At 55.8% G+C, this 18287-nt stretch carries 14 protein-coding genes, 1 tRNA gene and 2 pseudogenes; 8 read left to right on the forward strand and 9 right to left on the reverse strand.

Going from position 1 to position 18287, the window contains the following annotated elements; translation table 11 throughout:
• Positions 1–84 precede the first annotated feature (84 nt).
• Positions 85–369: a 50S ribosomal protein L25 gene (gene rplY, locus JNO11_RS13190; RefSeq protein ID WP_003854168.1), complete on the forward strand. Its 285-nt coding sequence runs from the start codon at positions 85–87 to the stop codon at positions 367–369.
• 118 nt (positions 370–487) lie between these two features.
• Here the strand turns inward: rplY and yejK are convergent, their stop codons facing one another.
• The gene (yejK, locus tag JNO11_RS13195; protein WP_010248346.1) at positions 488–1492 is read right to left on the reverse strand and encodes a nucleoid-associated protein YejK; all 1005 of its coding nucleotides are present in this window, start codon (positions 1490–1492) and stop codon (positions 488–490) included.
• Between the two features lie 158 nt (positions 1493–1650).
• Here yejK and JNO11_RS13200 point away from each other — a divergent pair, with 158 nt between their 5' ends.
• From JNO11_RS13200 to JNO11_RS13220, 5 genes are all read left to right on the forward strand, one after another.
• The gene (locus tag JNO11_RS13200) at positions 1651–1878 is read left to right on the forward strand and encodes a YejL family protein (protein ID WP_010248348.1); all 228 of its coding nucleotides are present in this window, start codon (positions 1651–1653) and stop codon (positions 1876–1878) included.
• Positions 1879–1900: 22 nt separating this feature from the next.
• Entirely contained in the window at positions 1901–3655 is a 1755-nt protein-coding gene (gene yejM, locus JNO11_RS13205) for an LPS biosynthesis-modulating metalloenzyme YejM (RefSeq protein ID WP_325177406.1), read from the forward strand.
• Positions 3656–3728: 73 nt separating this feature from the next.
• Positions 3729–3805 (forward strand) — tRNA-Pro (locus JNO11_RS13210).
• Between the two features lie 440 nt (positions 3806–4245).
• Entirely contained in the window at positions 4246–4449 is a 204-nt protein-coding gene (locus tag JNO11_RS13215) for a hypothetical protein (protein ID WP_003854174.1), read from the forward strand.
• A 72-nt stretch (positions 4450–4521) separates the two neighbouring features.
• Entirely contained in the window at positions 4522–5238 is a 717-nt protein-coding gene (locus JNO11_RS13220; RefSeq protein WP_325177407.1) for a 4'-phosphopantetheinyl transferase superfamily protein, read from the forward strand.
• A gap of 171 nt (positions 5239–5409) precedes the next feature.
• Here JNO11_RS13220 and JNO11_RS13225 read toward each other — a convergent pair.
• The 3 genes and pseudogenes from JNO11_RS13225 to apbE form a co-directional block, all read right to left on the reverse strand.
• A pseudogene (locus JNO11_RS13225) lies at positions 5410–7063 on the reverse strand (multidrug ABC transporter permease/ATP-binding protein).
• A 96-nt stretch (positions 7064–7159) separates the two neighbouring features.
• Positions 7160–7801: a DNA oxidative demethylase AlkB gene (gene alkB / locus JNO11_RS13230; RefSeq protein WP_033767444.1), complete on the reverse strand. Its 642-nt coding sequence runs from the start codon at positions 7799–7801 to the stop codon at positions 7160–7162.
• The gene (apbE, locus tag JNO11_RS13235; RefSeq protein ID WP_033788219.1) at positions 7801–8847 is read right to left on the reverse strand and encodes an FAD:protein FMN transferase ApbE; all 1047 of its coding nucleotides are present in this window, start codon (positions 8845–8847) and stop codon (positions 7801–7803) included. The genes alkB and apbE overlap by 1 nt, the downstream gene beginning before the upstream one ends.
• 171 nt (positions 8848–9018) lie before the next feature.
• Between apbE and JNO11_RS13240 the strand changes: the two genes are divergently transcribed.
• Both JNO11_RS13240 and JNO11_RS13245 read left to right on the forward strand, forming a co-directional pair.
• Positions 9019–9129 carry a hypothetical protein gene (locus JNO11_RS13240; RefSeq protein ID WP_010248361.1) on the forward strand — a complete coding sequence of 37 codons (111 nt, stop codon included), beginning with the start codon at positions 9019–9021 and terminating at the stop codon, positions 9127–9129.
• A gap of 149 nt (positions 9130–9278) precedes the next feature.
• Positions 9279–9473, forward strand: coding sequence for a hypothetical protein (locus JNO11_RS13245; protein ID WP_010248364.1), 195 nt, complete (start codon positions 9279–9281; stop codon positions 9471–9473).
• Between the two features lie 17 nt (positions 9474–9490).
• Here JNO11_RS13245 and ompC read toward each other — a convergent pair whose 3' ends face one another.
• From ompC to JNO11_RS13270, 5 genes and pseudogenes are all read right to left on the reverse strand, one after another.
• Positions 9491–10609: a porin OmpC gene (ompC, locus tag JNO11_RS13250; protein WP_031292696.1), complete on the reverse strand. Its 1119-nt coding sequence runs from the start codon at positions 10607–10609 to the stop codon at positions 9491–9493.
• Between the two features lie 599 nt (positions 10610–11208).
• Positions 11209–12378, reverse strand: coding sequence for an HlyD family efflux transporter periplasmic adaptor subunit (locus JNO11_RS13255; protein ID WP_010248368.1), 1170 nt, complete (start codon positions 12376–12378; stop codon positions 11209–11211).
• The gene (locus JNO11_RS13260; protein ID WP_163842510.1) at positions 12375–14528 is read right to left on the reverse strand and encodes a type I secretion system permease/ATPase; all 2154 of its coding nucleotides are present in this window, start codon (positions 14526–14528) and stop codon (positions 12375–12377) included. The genes JNO11_RS13255 and JNO11_RS13260 overlap by 4 nt, the downstream gene beginning before the upstream one ends.
• 16 nt (positions 14529–14544) lie before the next feature.
• Positions 14545–15901, reverse strand: a pseudogene (locus tag JNO11_RS13265) (TolC family outer membrane protein).
• Between the two features lie 305 nt (positions 15902–16206).
• Positions 16207–18150, reverse strand: a complete 1944-nt coding sequence (locus tag JNO11_RS13270; protein ID WP_325177408.1) for an Ig-like domain-containing protein — start codon at positions 18148–18150, stop codon at positions 16207–16209.
• Positions 18151–18287: the final 137 nt, after the last annotated feature.

The following is an 18287-nucleotide window of genomic DNA, read 5'->3' on the forward strand; positions in this document are numbered from 1 at the left end:
GCTTTTGCATGTGCATCAGCGGTATTGAATAACCAGCCTGTTACTGGGTCGCCTGTAGCAGGAATTAAATAAAGAGATATATTAATGCTCACTATCAATGCAGTAGAACGTAAAGAGCAGGGTAAGGGTGCGAGCCGCCGCCTGCGTACAGCAAACCGTTTCCCGGCCATCATCTACGGTGGTTCTGAAGCGGCTGTTGCCATCGACCTGGATCACGACTCCGTAATGAACCTGCAATCTAAGCCAGGTTTCTACGACGAAGTGCTGACCCTGTCAGTTGACGGTAAAGAAACTAAAGTGAAAGTTCAGGCTGTTCAGCGTCACCCGTTCAAGCCAAAACTGTTCCACATCGACTTCGTTCGCGCTTAATCGCGAACTTCGTTGAAAGCAGAAGGGCCGGTTGCGAAACCGGCCCTTTTCTTTGGCGCTGCCCGGTGAAATGATCGCCGCGTGCAGGGAATGAAAGCCGGGCTAAGCCCGGCTTTTTTTATTTGCTGCTGGTACGGCGCTGCAGCTGATCGCGCAGATTGGGTGGTGTGCCCTTAATCGTCAGGGTGTCCGTTGCCGGATCCCAGAAAATGCGTTCGCCCAGCAACATCGCATCGAAGTTCAGGGTCAGGCCCCCGCCGCTTCCGGCAAACTTCGTCAGCTGGCGCAGAGTACTGCGATCCGCCGGGAAGCTCTCTTCCAGTTCATACCCCTGCTCCTGGGTAAAGGCCTGGAACGTTTTTTCACCCAGTGGTGGCAGTTCGCTCGACAACTCTTCCAGCGCAATCTCCTCGCCCGCCTGCAGCTGCTCGTTGCAGTAGCTGTAGACCTGCTGGCGATAGTTCTGCCGCTCCTGCTTATCCAGTTCCGATTCGTTGCAGTAGTCATCTACCGCCTGCAACAGACCGCGGTTCTGCGCCTTGGTGTCTAATCCCACTTCGGCACCCAGGAAGTCCATAAAGAAGTCAGCCACTTTACGTCCGACCCGGCCACGCAGGAAAGTCAGGTAACGGGTCGATTCCGGGTTAGTTTCCCACTCGGTTAAATCGATGCGTGCCACGATGTCGGCATGATTGATGTCAAGATAGTGGGTGCTGCTGATATCCATCTGCTCGTTGACGCGCATGCTAGACTGGCTGTTCAGCACCGCAATCAGCAGGTATTCCACCGCCAGATAGCGGTAGTGAATAAACAGCACCACGCCGCCTTCAGCGAAGGGGTATTTTGCAAGCTCATCGCGCAGACGACCGGTCGCGGCACGGCTAAAAGCGAGAAAATCATCGTTGCCCTTACGACAATTACGCAGCGCTTCTGCCAGTTCACTCTCTGCATTGAACAGGCCATAGGCTTTGCTTTTTGCGCTATAAACCCGGTGTAACTCCTCCACCATCGCGTTGACCGTGTTGGTGGCAGGCAGCAGCGAATCGCGCAGCGCCAGTTCAAGCTGGTTTTCATCGCGTTTAATTAACTGATGCAGGGCAATCTGGTCGATATCCAGACTCATGGTAGACTCTCCTTTTAGCACAGGCGCGTATTCAAACACCGCCAGCATCGGCTTTCAACTCCATGCGTATAGCGAACGTGCTGCTTTCGATAAAATTGCGGTAAAAAGTGCGCTGTTCCGGTAATATATCGCCTTTTGAAATGAGCTTAGACGACGATATGGCACAATCATCCCGTTACAGTGACGAACGCGTGGAACAACTCCTCGCGGAAATGGCCCAAATCCTGCACAAGGACAAGGCCCCCACCGATCTCTCCCTGATGGTTCTGGGAAATATGGTGACCAACTTAATTAACAGCGATGTCGCTCCGGCGCAACGTCGTTCACTGGCACGATCTTTCGCCGATGCCCTTCAGGCGTCTGTGCGTGACGATAACGCCCATTAATTGGCTGATTTGACTTCATAATATGGTAACCAACCGGCAGCGCTACCGCGAAAAAGTTTCCCAGATGATCAGTTGGGGTCACTGGTTTGCTCTGTTTAACATCTTATTCGCGCTGATTTTAGGCAGTCGCTACCTGTTGGTCGCCGACTGGCCTTCTTCGCTGGCGGGGCGCATCTACGCCTATACCAGCTGGGTTGGCCACTTCAGTTTTGTTGTTTTTGCCGCCTATCTGCTGATTATCTTCCCGCTGACCTTTGTGGTGATGTCGCAACGGCTGATGCGGGTGTTGTCCGCGGTGGTCGCTACCGCCGGGCTGACGCTGGTGATGGTCGACAGTGCGGTGTTCAGCCGCTTCCACCTGCACCTGAATCCGGTGGTGTGGGAGCTGGTCATTAACCCTGATCAGAGCGAGATGGCGCGCGACTGGCAGCTGATGTTTATCAGCGTGCCGCTGATTTTCCTGGTTGAGATGCTGTTTGCGACCTGGAGCTGGCAGAAGCTTCGCAGCCTGAATCGCCGTTCGTTTGGTAAGCCTGTCGCCGCCCTGTTTATCAGCGCCTTCTTTGCCAGCCACCTGATGTATATCTGGGCCGATGCGAATTTTTATCGTCCGATTACGATGCAGCGTGCCAACCTGCCGCTCTCCTACCCGATGACCGCCCGCCGCTTCCTTGAGCGTCATGGTCTGCTGGATGCGCAGGAGTATCAGCGTCGGCTGATTCAGCAGGGCGACCCGGAAGCAGTGGCGGTGGAGTATCCGCTGAGCGAGATTACTTTCCGTGATACCGGCACACGCAACAACCTGCTGGTGCTGACGGTCGATGGTCTGAACAACGCCACGCTGGCCAAAGCGCTGCCGGAGCTTAATCAGTTCGCCAGCGAGAACGTGCGTTTTACCCAGCACTACAGCGCGGGTGATACGCCGGAGAAAGGGTTGTTTGGCCTGTTCTATGGGATCTCATCCAGCTACATGAACGGTATTCTGGCATCCCGAACGCCGTCGGCGCTGCTGGGCGCGCTTAGCACCCAGGGTTATCAGTTTGGCCTCTTCTCCTCGGAAGGCTTTAATCCGCCGCTCTACCGACAGGCGTTGCTGACTGATTATTCACTGCCTGCAACGACCAGCCAGCCCAACGCCAGTACTGTGGCGCAATGGCAGAACTGGCTGGAGAAACAGAACGGTTCACAGGCGCCGTGGTTCTCATGGATTGCCCTGAACGGCCCGGACGTCACCGGCGACAGTGCAAAAGCGCGTCAGCGCAGCTATCTGCGCCAGGCTCCTGCCGTTGATGAGCAGATCCACGCGGTGCTCAGCAGCCTGCAGGCGCGTGATTTACTGAAGAACACGGTGGTGGTGATTACGGCGCAGCGTGGACTGGCATTGGATGGCAATCCTGACAGCGCTGGAAACCGCCAAACGCTGCAGGTGCCGTTAGTGATTCACTGGCCTGACACGCCCGCACAGACCGTTGATCGCCTTTCTGATCATCAGGATGTGATGTCGACGCTGATGCAGCGACTGCTGCATGTGCGGACCAATCCGGTGAACTACTCTCAGGGTGAAGATCTGTTTGCTGCGCGCCGCCGCCATGACTGGGTCGTCAGCAGCGAAGAGAATAAGCTGGTGATTACCACGCCGCAGGTGACGCTGGTACTCAACAATAACGGCAGCTATCGCGCTTATGATGCGCAGGGCAACGCCCTGAAAGATCACAAGCCAGAACTGGCGCTGCTGTTGCAGGTATTAACTGAAGAGAAGCGGTTTATCGCTAACTGATTAATAATCAGGCAAATAGTCGGCAGGTATCTTGCATTAATGGTGATAACCAGTAGACTAATCCTCCAGTGTTCGGCACGTAGCGCAGCCTGGTAGCGCACGGTCATGGGGTGTCCGGGGTCGGAGGTTCAAATCCTCTCGTGCCGACCAAATTCCCTGAAAAGCAGCCCTAAAGGCTGCTTTTTTCGTTTATGTCATCAAACCTTAACTTTCCTCGCACCTTCCACAATCCGTTCTATACTTAACTGCGTGTGGGTAACAAGAGGAGAGTTCATGACATATATTGAAAAAGACGATCCAACAGAAGCACCCGAGTCAGGCGATAAGCAACCTTCTCCGCCAGACCAGAAGTAACCCACGGGGCCGCGTCTGACGCGGCCTTTCTATGTCAGCTACCCCCTCCGTTTAACATTCAGAATAGTCCCGTGTGGCAGTTAACATTCCTCTTACAATCAGCAGGTTAACAGTTGCATTATAATCTGATCTGCTTCACAAAATCGGCTACCGGCTGCGCTTATTCATCAAACTGAAACAAAAATGTCACAGAAAGTGCCTACCCTGAAATCCCCAGAAATTGACGGATAATTTTTATGGCGATCAAAGCGAAAAGCCTGAAAGATGCAGAAGCATTGCTGCATTCAGGCATTAGCAAAGTGGAACTGGCGTATGACATTGGCAGCGACGATTTCTTTCGTCTGGCAAGCCACTGGTGCGACCGAGGTGCACGCATCAGCAGGGGTCACCACCATTTCGTTGTTTCTCTGAAGAGTTTTGCCATTCCTCCCAACGACTGATTCCGGCGGGCTGCTTGCCCTGATCCATCGCGCCTGATTTAATGCCTTTTTTGGTTTTGATGATGGTCCCGCATGCGCTATCCCGACCTGCCTCTGCCGCCTGTTGCAGGCGGCTTTATCCTTTCCCGGCACCTTAACCGCAGCGATCCTTTGCTGGCGGTGAGTCACTTCGATCCGCAAAAGTATCATGATGGGCTGGCTGTCGAGTGGGATATTCCGCTGCCCGCCCGACTGCAGCAGGCTGTCAGCAAACGGCGTGCTGAATACCTCGCCAGCCGTCTGCTGGTCCGGTCAGTGATGGCAGAACTGGGTATTGCTGATTTCATTCTGACCAATGCAGCCGATCGATCTCCCCGCTGGCCCGCTGGTATTCAGGCGTCACTGTCGCACAGTGCAGGCATCGTTGTGGTAGCGGCAACCCGTCAGCGCTGCGCTGTTGGGGTGGATGTCGAGCAATTTATGTCGGAGACGACGGCGCATGAAACGGCTGAGTTGCTGATGAACGAGCAGGAACAGCACCTGCTACGGACGCTGCCCGTCTCTTTTCGCGCTGCCGCTACCCTGCTCTTCTCCCTCAAAGAGAGCGTTTACAAAGCCATCTGGCCGCAACTGCTACAGCCGATGGACTTTCCGGATGCAGAACTGGTGTCGGTAGATTTCGCGCAGCAGCGGGCGACGTTGCGACTGACTCAGCACTTTAGCGGGTGTTTTGCGATGGGAACGTTACTGGAGGCAAGCTTTGTGTGGCGGGATACTCAGGTAATCACGCTAATCACACATCGGCTTTAAAAAAACCGGCTAAACAATACGCGTTAAAACTTTGCGGTTTAGCCGGGGGGTAACACAGACGAAAGAAAAGGTTCAGAATGGCAGAAACCGGAGTTTCTGCTGATCGCTAACGTAGCCTGGTTCAGGCGAAGCACGCCACTACGCTTTTTTGCTAAGCTTTGCCAGCTGCCGTTAAAGCCCGGTGTCAGTGCGTTTCACCGAGTCGAGCGTGGCAAGATCGCGCTCATTACCGGTCAGCTCCGTCAACTTGCCTTCACGCATCTCCAGCAGCCGATCGGCATGAATGAAGTAGTGATCGTCATGGCTGATAGCAAACACCGTTTTACCCGCCTGCTGTAACCATGGCAGCAGCTCGCGATAGAAGATACGTCGGAAGTGAGGGTCCTGATCCGCCGCCCACTCATCCAGTAGCAGCACATCGCGCTCTTCTGCCACCGCCAGCAGCAGTGCCAGTCGCTTACTCTGTCCTTTAGAAAGCTGCAGATTCAGCACTTTGTTGCCTTCAATCTTCAGCTTATCCTGCATCTTCAGCCTCTCAAGCCAGAGCTGAACCAGCGCCGGGTTGGCTGCAACCCCTTCCCGCCCGATTAACCGGTCAAACAGATGTAAGTCGGTAAAGACCGCCGAGAACTGACTGCGCCACACATCAAGCTCATCCGCCGTTATCGGCTTGCCATCCAGCAGCAGCGTGCCGGACTGAGGCTGATACAGCCCGGTCAGCAGCATCGCCAGCGTCGATTTCCCGCTGCCGTTGCCGCCAATCAGAAAGACCAGTTCGCCCCGGCGCAGCGTCAGGTTAACCGGCCCGACCTGGAAGCCGTTATCACCATAGTGAAAAGAGACATCGCGCAACTCCAGCGTTTGCCAGTCTGAGGACGTGGAGGCGGAGTGGAATCCTGACTGATAAGGAGCGAGGTCAAAGGCATTGAGCTTACGGAATGCGACCTGGGCACTGAGCAACGTCGGTAACGCGCCCACCGCGGAGAGCAGCGGCGTACGTAAAAACAGCAGCGTCAGGGAAAAGGTAGCGGCGACGGCGGTATTGGCCCAGCCCAGGCTGTTGGCCATAAAAAAAGACCATACCGATAGCGCCTAACGTCATGATATTTGACCAGTTGACCGCACTGAGATGGTAAGTATCGGCGCGGACAATGTGGTGTCGCCAGGCGCGGGCATCTTCCTGATAAACCGTGTCGTAGACCTGCTGAGCGCGTGAGCGGTTAAGCTGTAGCTCTTTGCGCCCTTCAATCACCGTCTGATAATCGCGATAGAGGTTATCTTCGATTTCCCGCAGCTTTGCCATGTGCTGGTAAACCCGCGAGACCAGCAGCCAGCCGCCAACCAGCGTGACACCCAGCCAGACACTGGTTACCAGCAGCATTTTAGGCGACAGCCACGCGAGATAGATCGCTGAGCCAAGCGTAATAATCACGCCCTGAAAGAGCTCCGGCAGGCGTACAAAGGCCAGAGTAATGGCCCGCACGTCGCTGGTCAGTCCCGCCAGCAGTTGCGCACTACCGAGTTGCTCGATGCGTTCAATGCGGGTATCGAGGATACGCTTGATAAATTCGCCGCGCAGTCGCCAGACAAACTGATGGCCAAGCATGGTCAGCGCCAGCTGCGAGGCCAGTGTCACCGCCATCAGCACCACCAGCTGCAACAGAAACTGCGGCAGTACCGCAAATGAGGTGTTGATGGCGACAATCATTTCGCGATTGATAAAGGCGATCATGCCGATACCCAGCACGGCGCTTAACAACGTGAGCGCAATCACCCCGATAAAAGGCCAGCGGAACTGGCGAAAAACAACGCTTAGCAACGTCATGCAGGCAATCCAGCAGTCAAAAAACAGCCTGCAGTGTAATGGGATGCAAAATGATAGCAATAGTTATTCGTACCACGCCGTAACCGGCGTGGTGGGTCAGAAAGCGCGTCGAAACGTCAGGTTATAACGCCAGGCACCCACCAGCGGATGAACGCCTGGCTTAAGTGGCAGGATGCCGTGGTAACGCAGGCGCGACGGCCCGCCCCACACCACAATGTCGCCATGCTCCAGCAGCACACGCTGGGTACTATCACCCCGTTCGAAACCGCCAAACTGAAAGACCGCCGGTAAACCCAGCGACACCGAAACGATAGGCTGACGCAGATCTTTCTCATCTTTATCCTGATGCAGCGTCAGCTTCGCGCCCGGCTCATAGCGATTAAGCAGGCAGGCATCCGGATTAAAGCCAGGGAACCCCGCCTCAGACGCCGCCTGCTGCGCCAGAGTACGAAACAGCGGCGGCATAGCCGGCCATTTACGCCCGTTCAGGTTGTCCTGCTGCTGATACTGGTAGCCGCGAGAATCCACCGACCAGCCGAAATCGCCACAGTTGGTCATCGCCACCGACATGCGATGGCCACCGGGCGTAATGCGATGGGCAAACGGATTCTGCTCCGCAATTGCCATTATTTGCTGATAAAGCGCCTCTGCATCCTCACGTGCGCGACGCCGCAGGATCACCGCGCCCTCAGCCAGCGTCTCCTGCCAGGGTTGTTCTTCACTAAACAGATCTAACATCAGGGTTCTCCGGATTCAGCGGGGATCAGGAAAGCAGCGAACTGCGGCGACATCCAGCTGACAAATTTATCGCCCTGCTTGCTGATCAGATAGACCGCCAGATGCTGTTCGATCGCCAGCGCCTGGGCTTTTTCCGTGCCAAGTACCATCAGTCCGGTATCCCAGCCATCGGCTTCCAGCGCCGTGGTGGCGATCACCGTGGCGGAAACCAGTTTATGCTCAATTGGCCGTCCGGTAACGGGATCGATAACATGAGAAATGCGTTTGCCGTCCAGTTCATAATAGTTGCGATAGCTGCCGGAGGTACTGATGCCGTGTCCCTGCAGATTAACGCGCGCCTGAACCGCATTCTCACGATCGGTCGGTTTCTGAATCGCCACCCGCCACGGCTGCTGCTGCGCATTAAGGCCACGGCTCAGCACGGCGCCACCCACAGACACCAGATAGTTATTGATGCCGAGCTGCTCCATCAGTCGCGCCAGATGATCGGTGGCGAAGCCCTCGCCCACCGTCGAGAGATCGACATAGAGACCTGGCAGATCTTTCTGCAGCCACTGTCCGTCTGCGCCCTGCACCACCCGCAGATGCTGCAATCCGGTCTGCGCCCGGGCGGCGGCGATTTGTGCCGCATCCGGCGTATGGCCGGGCTGCTTCGTCGGGCCAAAGCCCCATAAGTTGACCAGTGGCCCGATGGTAATATCCATCGCCCCGCCGGTTTTACGGCCAATCCGCAGTGAGGTCGTGACAATATCTGCCATGTTTTCACTCACCGGCTGCGGTGACAGGTCACGGCTTTGGTTAAAGCGCGATAAGGCGGAGTCTGGCTTCCAGGTAGAGAGTTCCGCATCGTCCGCATCCAGCTGCTGCTGAATCCGCTGTTGCAGTTCCGCTCTGCGCTCACTCGCCACACCGGCCAGGCTTACCCGCCAGACGGTTCCCATGGTTTTTCCTTCCAGCACCAGCGCGGATGTGGTCGCTGGCTTATCACAGGCCGTTAACATCAACGCTAACATCGCTATAAACAGCAGATTAATCTGAGAACGCATCTTTCCTCACTTGTAACACTTTATTCAGCTCTGCTACAAAGCATAAACTTCTGGTAAAGACGCTTAAAGAGAGTTGAATATTTCTCTGAAACCTATCAGTATTCACCGGTCATCTACCCTGTATGCGCCTTTTATCAGGCGACTAACGTTAACCAAAGTAAGGAGCGGCAGATGATCTATCTGATTCTCGTCATTGCCCTGGGGCTGTTTATCTTCAGTAGCTATAAAGTCTTGCATCAGCGTCGTCATCGTCACATGACACCCTCACGCCCGCGCCAATAACAGGCTTAACTGCACCTCATTGGGGCAAGATCGCCCTGACGCGCGCGGCAAGTGTACCAAAGTGCGCGCGAGGTCTGTGGCTGTGAGAGCGGTAAAGCTGGCATGAATTCTGCACTGTTGAAACAGTGTTTATCTCTGAGAGGTGCAGAATGAAAAATTCACAGAAGTGGCAGTCAGCATGGCATCACTGGCTGAGCTTTTCAGCCTTCACCCTGGCAGGCGTGGCATTTGAAGGCGCGCGATTCGGCAGCGTGGTGTCGTCAGTGACAACCGCGCCGGAAGCCACGAAGTGGCGAAAGGCTGAAGCGCTCAGCCCGAAAGGTGACGCAGGAGCGCAGCGGTAACTGCGCTCCCGTACAACTCAGAACTGGTAAACCAGACCCAGTGCCACCACGTCGTCGGTATTGATACCGGCTGCGTCGGTGAAAGCGTTGTCGTCCAGCAGGTTGATCTGGTAATCAACATAGGTGGACATGTTTTTGTTGAAGTAGTAGGTCGCGCCAACGTCGATATATTTTTTCAGATTCTGTTTACCCCAGTTCTGAACATCGGTGCCGCGTGAGGTGACGTACGCCAGGGATGGACGCAGGCCAAAGTCGAACTGATACTGCGCAACCAGTTCCCAGTTGTCCGCTTTATCCGCATAGCCATAAGCTGAAGAGTCGTTGGTGCTGTCGCCGAAGCGGGTCGCATTGTACGAGCGTGAGTACATAGCCGCCAGATAGACGTTGTTCGCGTCATATTTCAGACCGCCAGTATAGACTTCCGCTTTATCGCCACTCCCGAGGATGCCTGATGTTGCGCTGTTCTGGTCGTTGGTACGGTCAGACTGGAAAGCAGCCGCACCAATGCCGAAACCTGAACCCAGATCATAAGTTGTGCTCAGACCCCAGCCGTCGCCGTTCTGACCTAGTACGTCACGGCCATTCGGAGACTCGGTGCTGTTGCCATTCTTGCCCTGATACTGGACTGCAAAGTTCCAGCCATCCACCAGACCGAAGAAGTTATTGTTACGGTAGGTCGCCATGCCGTTACCGCGCTGATACATAAAGTTATCTGCGCCGTAGGTGTCGCCGCCGAACTCTGGCAGCACGTCGGTCCAGGCGCCGATGTCGTAAGCTACGCCGTAGTTACGACCGTAGTCGAACGAACCTGCATCACCAAATTTCACACCGGCAAAGCCAACACGGGTGAAGCTGTCAGCCGTACCTTCAGACTCGGCGTTGTTCAGCGCCGCCTGGTATTCCCACTGGCCGTAACCGGTCAGCTCATTGCTGATTTCGGTTTCGCCTTTGAAGCCGAAGCGAACGTAAGACTGATCGCCATCAGAACCATCGTTATCAGAGAAGTAGTGCAGACCGTCAACTTTACCAAAGAGATCTAATTTGTTGCCGTCTTTGTTATAGATTTCAGCTGCGTTTGCTGATCCTGCTGCAACCAGCAACGCAGGGATCATCAGGGAGAGAACGCGACGTTTCATTTTATTACCCTCTGTTATGTGCCTTTATTATTTGCCACTGCTAACTGAATGATTAAAAATTCAGCCGGCAGGCCATTGTTGTTTTATAACGGGCAATAATCCACCAGGAAAATGCTACTAAATTTCCAAAAGTGTTTCATAAGTCGAAACAGTTATTTCATAATGTAAATAACGGGGAACTAATAACCAGCACGGATCGATAAAAAATGGCGCACAAATCGACAAACCGATTCCGATAGCTATGTTATCAACAGGTTACATCAGAGTATTCCGAAGCACTGAATGGTAAAACTTATACGGCATCAGGTAATAGAATAGACCCCGCTATCATCATTTATTCCATTATTACCTTCATTCTCCCCGAATGAGATGTACAACTTATTATTTCCCGCCGGACAAGTTGTCCGGCATTTTTTTTGCCTGCTATTTGCCATTGCGTTATATCTTCGTAAACTTTCTTAACCGGGTTAAATTAACTACAGCCTGCTTCCGCACATATTGTTAAAATACGCACGCTTTGCGCCCTGATTGCCCATATATCCGCCATGTTAATTTATCACCGTAATTAAGCAGGCGGATATTTTAGCTGGTGCGGAGTTTCAGCGCTCGCGCATCGATTCTTTGACTTTATTCAGGGGTTTAATCAGATAATCCATGACCGACTTCTGACCGGTTTTAATCTCTACATTGGCCACCATACCGGGCACAATCGGGAATTTTCGTCCGGCACGGTTAGTCAGTTCGGCTTTCTGGGTACGAACATAAACACGATAGTAATATTGATCACGTTTTACCTCATCCTGCAGGGTATCTGGCGAGACCGTTTCAACTTCGCCGTGCAGATCGCCATAAATGGAGGAGTCGTAGGCGGTCACTTTGACGGTAGCCGCCAGACCGGGCCGGATATAAGCGATATCGCGTGGATTGATGCGCGTCTCAATCAGCAATTGATCCTCCAGCGGGACGATTTCCATCAGTTTGCCGCCAGGCTCCAGTACCCCACCGACCGTGGTGACCTGAATATCTTTAACGATGCCGCGCACCGGTGAATAGAGCGTGGCACGCGTCAGTTGATCCTCTTTGCCTGCGGCAACCTGCAGTTGCGCATCCAGTTCGGCATTGTTTTTCACCTGCTCTTCGTGGGCGCGCACCAGATAGTCATTGCGCGCCTCATCGATTTTGCCGCGCAGATCGCTGACCTGACGACGCAGTCGAATCACCTCGACCTGCCCTGCTGCGCCTTTGGCAACCAGCGGTTCCGTCAGGCGCAGCTCATCCTGCACCAGTCGCAGCGACTGCTGCAGATTACTGATGGTTTCGGTGAGATTACGGCGTCGCGACTCGTAGAGCTGCCGTTCGCGCGTCACCAGGTTCGGCTCCTTCAGCGTTTCGGCGCTGAATGTCAGCGGCGTGCCCGACAGCTCCGCCTCCAGCCGCTCGGACGAGGCGCGCAGGGTGCGCACTTTGGCCTGCGCCTCGCCGAAGTTCGACTGGAAGCGCGTCGGATCGAGGGTCGCCAGCACCTGCCCTTTTTCGACAATGTCGCCCTCATGCACGTTAAGCTGTTTGACGATGCCGCCATCCAGGCTGTCGATCACCTGCGCGCGGCTGGAAGGGGTGACTTTACCGGTGCCGACCGTGACCTCATCCAGAATGGCAAAGTGCGCCCAGATGAGAAAAATCGCCAGCGCGGCGGTGCAGAGCCAGATAATCGCCGATGTCCGGCGTTCATGACGGGCAAGATCTTTATCAACAATAACCAGACTCATGCGGTGTCTCCTTTACCTGGCGACGGTGCCGGCGCGGGTGTCGTCGCACGGCGCAGGATCTCGTCGCGCGGGCCGTCGGCCACAATCCGGCCGTTATCCATCACCACTATACGATCGACCATCTTCAGCAGCGCCGGACGGTGCGTCACCAGCACCAGCGTCCGGCCGCTGATCCAGCCCTGTAGCTGACGGATCACATGCTCCTCCAGCTGTTCATCCATCGCCGCGGTGGGTTCATCCAGCAACACCACCTGCGGCTGACGCAGGATCAACCGGCTCAGCATCACCATCTGACGCTGGCCGCCCGAAAGCCCTCGCCCGCCTTCATTGATAATGCGGTCCAGGCTGGCGGCATCCTGCTGGACCAGCGACAGCGCGCCGCTGATGCGCAGCGCCTGCAGCATCTCCTGTTCGCTGGCATGGGGATTGCCCAACATCAGATTCTGCCGCAGCGTGCCAAAAAAGAGGCGGGAGTCGTGCGACAGCCAGCCGAGCTGACGACGTAAATCGGTGGGATCGATACGCTCAATATCGACGCCATCGACAATCACTTTGCCCTGGGTAGCCAGCGCCTGACCGGCGAGGATCTTCAGCAGCGTCGATTTCCCTGCTCCGACTTTGCCCAGAATGGCAATTTTCTCGCCGGGCTTAATCTGCAGCTGCTGAACGTTGAGCACATTCTTTTCATTCTCTTCGTCATAGCTGTAGTGAACATTGCGCAGATCGTACTGGCCGGTGAGTGTCGGGCAGTGTGCCAGCGTGGTCGCTTCAGGCTGATCAAGCGGCTTTTTCAGCAACTCATCCAGCCCTTTCATCGCCATTTTGGCGTGCTGCCAGCGCGAGAAGACCATGGTCAGCTGCATCAGCGGGGCGATGGTGCGTGATGAGAGCAGGCTGCAGGCAACCAGCGTACCGGTAGTGATTTGCGAATCGAGCACCAGATAGACACCAAATACCAGCATGCCCGCATAGGTGAGCTGCTGCACAGTCGCGGCCCAGCCGGTGAGACGCGCGCCCCACAACCGCTGCTGATTACTGATTGAGGCGCTGACTTCATGCGTCTGCTCCCACTGACGCTGAAAATAGGGTTCCGCCTGCAGCGCCTTGATATCCTCAATCCCTTCAATGGTCTCTACCAGCACCGCATTGCGCAGCGCGCCCTCGCGCAGCCCCTCTTTGGCCAGGCGCGCCATCGGGATCTGCACCAGCAGACCGGGAATGACGATCAGCGGGATCGCCGCCAGCGGAATCAGCACCAGCCAGCCGCCAACAAACGACATAATAAACAGGAACAGGATAACAAACGGCAGATCGGCCGCTGCGCCTACCGTGGTCGAGGTGAGCAGCTCACGCACCTGGTCGATCTCACGCAGCTGCGAGATAAACGAACCGGTCGATTTCGGACGCGCCTCATTACGTATGCTCATCGCCCGGGCAAACAGCATGGCCGAGACTTTCAGGTCGATGCGTTTGCCCATTAAGTCTGACACCTGGGTCCGCATCAGCCGGATCAGATACTCAATGGCCGCAGCGATCAGCACGCCGACAAACAGTACCCACAGCGTGGACTGCGACTGGGCCGGGATGACCCGATCGTAGACCTGCATCGAAAAGAGAATACCGGCCAGTGCCAGCACATTACTGATCACCGAGGCCAGCGAAATTTCCGTGATACGGCGGCCCATACCGCGAAAATTTTTCCAGAACCAGTGTGGCTCATAAGGCTGAACGAATTCGTCGATGCGCGCATCACGGCCACGCGCCGCTACGCCAATCACGCCGACATCGCCCTGGGCGCGTGCCAGCAGTTCTGATAACGCGCTTTCACGCACCACATCGCCGCCTTCACTGAGCCAGTAGCGCGCGCTGTTGTCTGAATCGATGCTCTCCAGCACCGCCACGCTGGCATTCTCCAGCACCAGCACCACCGGGGTGATCTCCTGACGCCAGCGCAGTTTGTTCTGCGGCACCATGGTCAGATGCAGTCCCAGCAGGCCGGAGAGTCGTTCCAGCTGCTGTGACACCGGCAAATGTTCAAACCAGCGCATCTGCTGACGCAGGGTTTTGCCATCGGCAGGTTTACCGAATCGCGCGGCTACGCGCAGCATGGCGGCAATCCAGTTATCGGTATTCAGGGTTGATGTACTCATTATTAATGCCTTATCGCTATTGCAGCGAAGGAAGGAGATCGCCGCTGCTTTGCTGGCGATCGATACCCATGATATCGAGCAGATTGTCTACCGCGGCGGCATAACGCACGGTGGCATCCCAGCCATCGTAAAGCGCGGTGATACGTGAGCTGTCAGCCTGAAACACATCCTGTTCCACGCTAAGCAGATCGTTAAGGCTGCGCTTACTCAGGCGATATTCATCGGCGTAGACATTACGGGTATGGTCGGCGCTGGCCAGCTGCACTTCCCCGGCAGCCTGCCGTTGCTGCGCGCCAATCATGTCGGCATAGGCGGTAGAGGCGTTTTGATTGATGGCGAGCTTGGCCTGCTGAATAGCCGCCTGCGCCGCTTCACGATCGCCCTCTGCTGACTGGGTTTTCGCATTCACCAGGCCGCCCTGGTAGAGCGGCGCTTCCACCTGCAGCTGCACTTCATCATCCCAGTAAGATTGACGATCGTTTTCATAGCGGGTCCGGCCCGCCTGCACTTTAATCGTCGGCCAGTGACCGGACTCTGCCTGGCGCACCCGTTCACGAGCGGCTTCCTGTTTCGACTGCGCGCTGCGCACCGCCGCGCTGCTTTCATAGGCAATTTTGTCGAGGGTGATCTGCTGCTTAAGCAGCGCCTGTGGCAGTTCAGGCAGCGTGGCGGGAACCACGCCGGTCAGCACGGTCAGTTGCGCGGTGGCGGAACGGTGCTGGGCACGATATTGCTCCAGCGTAGCCTGCATCGCGGCAATGCGGGTTTCTGCCTGCAGCACGTCGGACTGGGAATTGAGGCCGGCATCGGCGCGCAGCTTCGCAATATCCCGCACGCGCTTCAGCGAGGCGATATTGGTATGCGCCGTTTCTGCCAGCGCCTGGTAACGTTTGACTTCGAGGTAGGCCTGCAGCGTATCTTCCGCCACGGTGGTCATCGAGTCGAACAGGCTGTAACGATAAGCATCCGACAGCGCGTGCTGCTCATCGATGGCGCTGCCGGTGCGGCCAAAGTCGTAGAGCAGCTGACTGAGCGTGATGCCACCGGAGCCGTTATTGTTCAGGCTCCCGGCGGAGTCGGTCTGATGAGAGCGTCCCGCCGCGCCCTGCAGTGAGATCTGCGGATACCAGGCGCTGCGGGCGGCATCAAGATCCCCCCTCACCGATGTGGATCTGTGCCGCCGCTTCTGAGATTTTCGGATTGCGGGCGAAGGCCCGAAGAATGGCGTCGCGCAGCGTTAAGCTGGCAATCTGCTCTTCGGTGGGCGCGGCGCGCCAGTTAAATTCGGCTTTAGGTAACGGTGCGGCAAAGGCCGCGTGCACTGCAACGCCACTCAGGGCGCACAACAAAAAAGTTAATCGCGCTTTGTTCATTATCCATACCAACAGGGGTTCTTATCATCATGGTGTTTTTCCTGGTGAACAAAGCGAGCAAAAAAGGGGTGCTACTCAGCGTCTGACAGATTTACTGCATTATTTTATTTATGGTTCGCAAGCGAGACGCTAAACGACCTTTAACATTATTAGATCAGATCCCGCGCTTATTCCTGCTAAAAACAGATGAAATCGTTAATATTTCTGCTGAACGAACGAAAAGCAACCACTGAGCGAGCTCGCGCCAATCCAGACAGGCTTAACAGACCTGTCCGGAAGGCAGTGCGTTTACTAATGTGTCAGCGTCAGACCAGGGGGTGTGCCGCAGGATGCTGCAGCAGGTGGTCGGCGAGCGTATAAGGAATATCAGAGAACAGATGACTTTCCTGCGGTGCGGCGGCGGCAGAAGATGCCTGCGCCACGTGCGCCGTCTCCGCCTGCTGGGTCAGGCTGACCGTCTCCAGCAGCTGGTCCACCGTCTGACCCTCCAGCGGGTTGGCACTTTCAGTATGTGATGCCACCTGCACCGTCTGGCTGGCACTGGCCAGATTACCGGCGCTGTCTTTGCCGCTGACTGTCATCTGGTACTCACCATCGTCCAGCGGTGCCAGCTGCCCGGCCAGAATAGTCAGCGCCCAGCCGCCATCGGCTTTTACACTGGCGCTGTAGTGCTGATCGCCCAGCGTTAATTCCACCAGGCTGCCCGGTTGCAGATGACTGGAGCTGCCCTGAATCAGATGCCAGCTGTTGACATCGGCAGCATCAATTTTGTTATCACCAAAAGCCGTGTCCAGGGTCAGCGTCGGCCGCTGGTGCACGGCTACGGTAAAGAGTTTATCGCTGGTCTGGGTGTCGCTGTTGCCATATTCATCCCAGCGGTGAAAGGTGGCGGCGACCGGGCCATCCGGCAGTGCCAGCAGCTCGCTGGAGGTCAGTGTTACCATACCTTTGGCATCGGGCTGGTAGGTTTTACCGTTGATCTCCAGGGTGTTGGCGCCTTCAACGTAGAAGCTCAGATCGTGCTGCGCCTCCTGATAGTTAAGCGTCATGTCACCGCCGATATCCATTTCGGTGTAGATCGGAATAAAACCGGTGTGGATATTCAGCTCATGCGTGACGTCGATGTAGTTTTTAGCCCCGTCGATCGACCAGGCGCGGATTTCCCCAACGTTGATAAAGGCGTGCACATCCGCTGCCGGGATCACCACCTGCCAGTGTCCATCATCGCCTATGGTGGCGGCATAATCTTTCTGGTTGGCACCCGTGATCACCAGGCGATGGCCCGGCATGACGGTGGAGAGCGTGCCGCTCAGTAGCAGATCCTGCTGGCTTTCTGCCAGGTTTATCACATCGTCCGCAGTGACCTTATCAAAGGTAATTTTTGGCAGGCTACTCAGATGGGTGATCAGCGTCAGATCGTGATATTCGGTGGCGGTTTTTCCATTGGGATCAGTCGCCGTGACTTTCAGGCTGTAGACCCCGTCTTTCAGCGCCTGCATATCGCTTTCCTGAAATGTGCCATACCACTTACCGTCATTTCCCATGCTGGCGGTGGTGGTTTGCGTCCCCAGCGTCAGTTTCAGCACCGACCCCACCGGCAAATGCGTTGCGCTGCCGCTGATCTCAACGCCATAAATGCTCTCAGCAATACTCACCGCGTTATCACCACTGACCGTGTCCACTGTCAGCGTAGGTTTGATCGTACGGTCGGTATAGAGACCAAAATCTACGGTAGTTGCCGTGCTTTGCCCTGCTTTATCGGTAATGGTCAGCGTCAGCGTGTGATTGCCATCCGGTACGCCTTTCAGCGTATCAGCCGGCATTGAGGCGTTCCAGTAGCCCCACTTATTGACGGTGCTGTGCCAGCTTTGATCGTTGAAGGTCAGCGTGACGGTGGAGCCCGCTTCTCCTTCCGCACGGCCGCGCAGATGCACCGGCTTTTGCGCTTCCCAGCCAGCGATCACGCCATCACTGGCGATCGGTTCATAGGGTCGCAGCATAGCGGGCGGCGAACTTTTGACCGCACTGACAGCCAGTGTGCTGTCGTTGAGCGGGCTGCTATGCAGTGACTCGGTGGAGAGCGTGGTGATCGGCAGGCTCTGGCCCGGCGTGGCGAAAGGAAGGCTCAGACTTTGCGTAGCGGCTGGCGCAATGGCGGGCACAGCGCTATCGGCGACGGCAAAATCGCTCACCGCCGTCTGGAAAATGGATTCGAGCCGGATGGTACGAAGCGTATCGCGTGATGACATAGGTAACCTCAGTTCAGAACAGAAACGCAGACAAAAACCATCGGATAAACCGATCGTTTAGTCTGGCGACATGGTAGTGGGACAGCTGAAGCTGCCCGTTTCCGCTGGTCGGAACTGATTACCCGCAGGTAACAAGG

The organism is Pantoea sp. 1B4 (genome assembly GCF_016925765.1).
Lineage (GTDB): Bacteria > Pseudomonadota > Gammaproteobacteria > Enterobacterales > Enterobacteriaceae > Pantoea > Pantoea agglomerans.

Coding starts and splice junctions, on each gene's coding strand:
- JNO11_RS13215 (WP_003854174.1), top strand. CDS start 4,246: ATGGCGATCAAAGCGAAAAGCCTGAAAGATGCAGAAGCATTGCTGCAT.
- JNO11_RS13255 (WP_010248368.1), bottom strand. CDS start 12,378: ATGAGTCTGGTTATTGTTGATAAAGATCTTGCCCGTCATGAACGCCGG.
- JNO11_RS13270 (WP_325177408.1), bottom strand. CDS start 18,150: ATGTCATCACGCGATACGCTTCGTACCATCCGGCTCGAATCCATTTTC.
- yejM (WP_325177406.1), top strand. CDS start 1,901: ATGGTAACCAACCGGCAGCGCTACCGCGAAAAAGTTTCCCAGATGATC.
- rplY (WP_003854168.1), top strand. CDS start 85: ATGCTCACTATCAATGCAGTAGAACGTAAAGAGCAGGGTAAGGGTGCG.
- JNO11_RS13200 (WP_010248348.1), top strand. CDS start 1,651: ATGGCACAATCATCCCGTTACAGTGACGAACGCGTGGAACAACTCCTC.
- JNO11_RS13240 (WP_010248361.1), top strand. CDS start 9,019: ATGATCTATCTGATTCTCGTCATTGCCCTGGGGCTGTTTATCTTCAGT.
- alkB (WP_033767444.1), bottom strand. CDS start 7,801: ATGTTAGATCTGTTTAGTGAAGAACAACCCTGGCAGGAGACGCTGGCT.
- JNO11_RS13220 (WP_325177407.1), top strand. CDS start 4,522: ATGCGCTATCCCGACCTGCCTCTGCCGCCTGTTGCAGGCGGCTTTATC.
- ompC (WP_031292696.1), bottom strand. CDS start 10,609: ATGAAACGTCGCGTTCTCTCCCTGATGATCCCTGCGTTGCTGGTTGCA.
- yejK (WP_010248346.1), bottom strand. CDS start 1,492: ATGAGTCTGGATATCGACCAGATTGCCCTGCATCAGTTAATTAAACGC.
- JNO11_RS13260 (WP_163842510.1), bottom strand. CDS start 14,528: ATGAGTACATCAACCCTGAATACCGATAACTGGATTGCCGCCATGCTG.
- apbE (WP_033788219.1), bottom strand. CDS start 8,847: ATGCGTTCTCAGATTAATCTGCTGTTTATAGCGATGTTAGCGTTGATG.
- JNO11_RS13245 (WP_010248364.1), top strand. CDS start 9,279: ATGAAAAATTCACAGAAGTGGCAGTCAGCATGGCATCACTGGCTGAGC.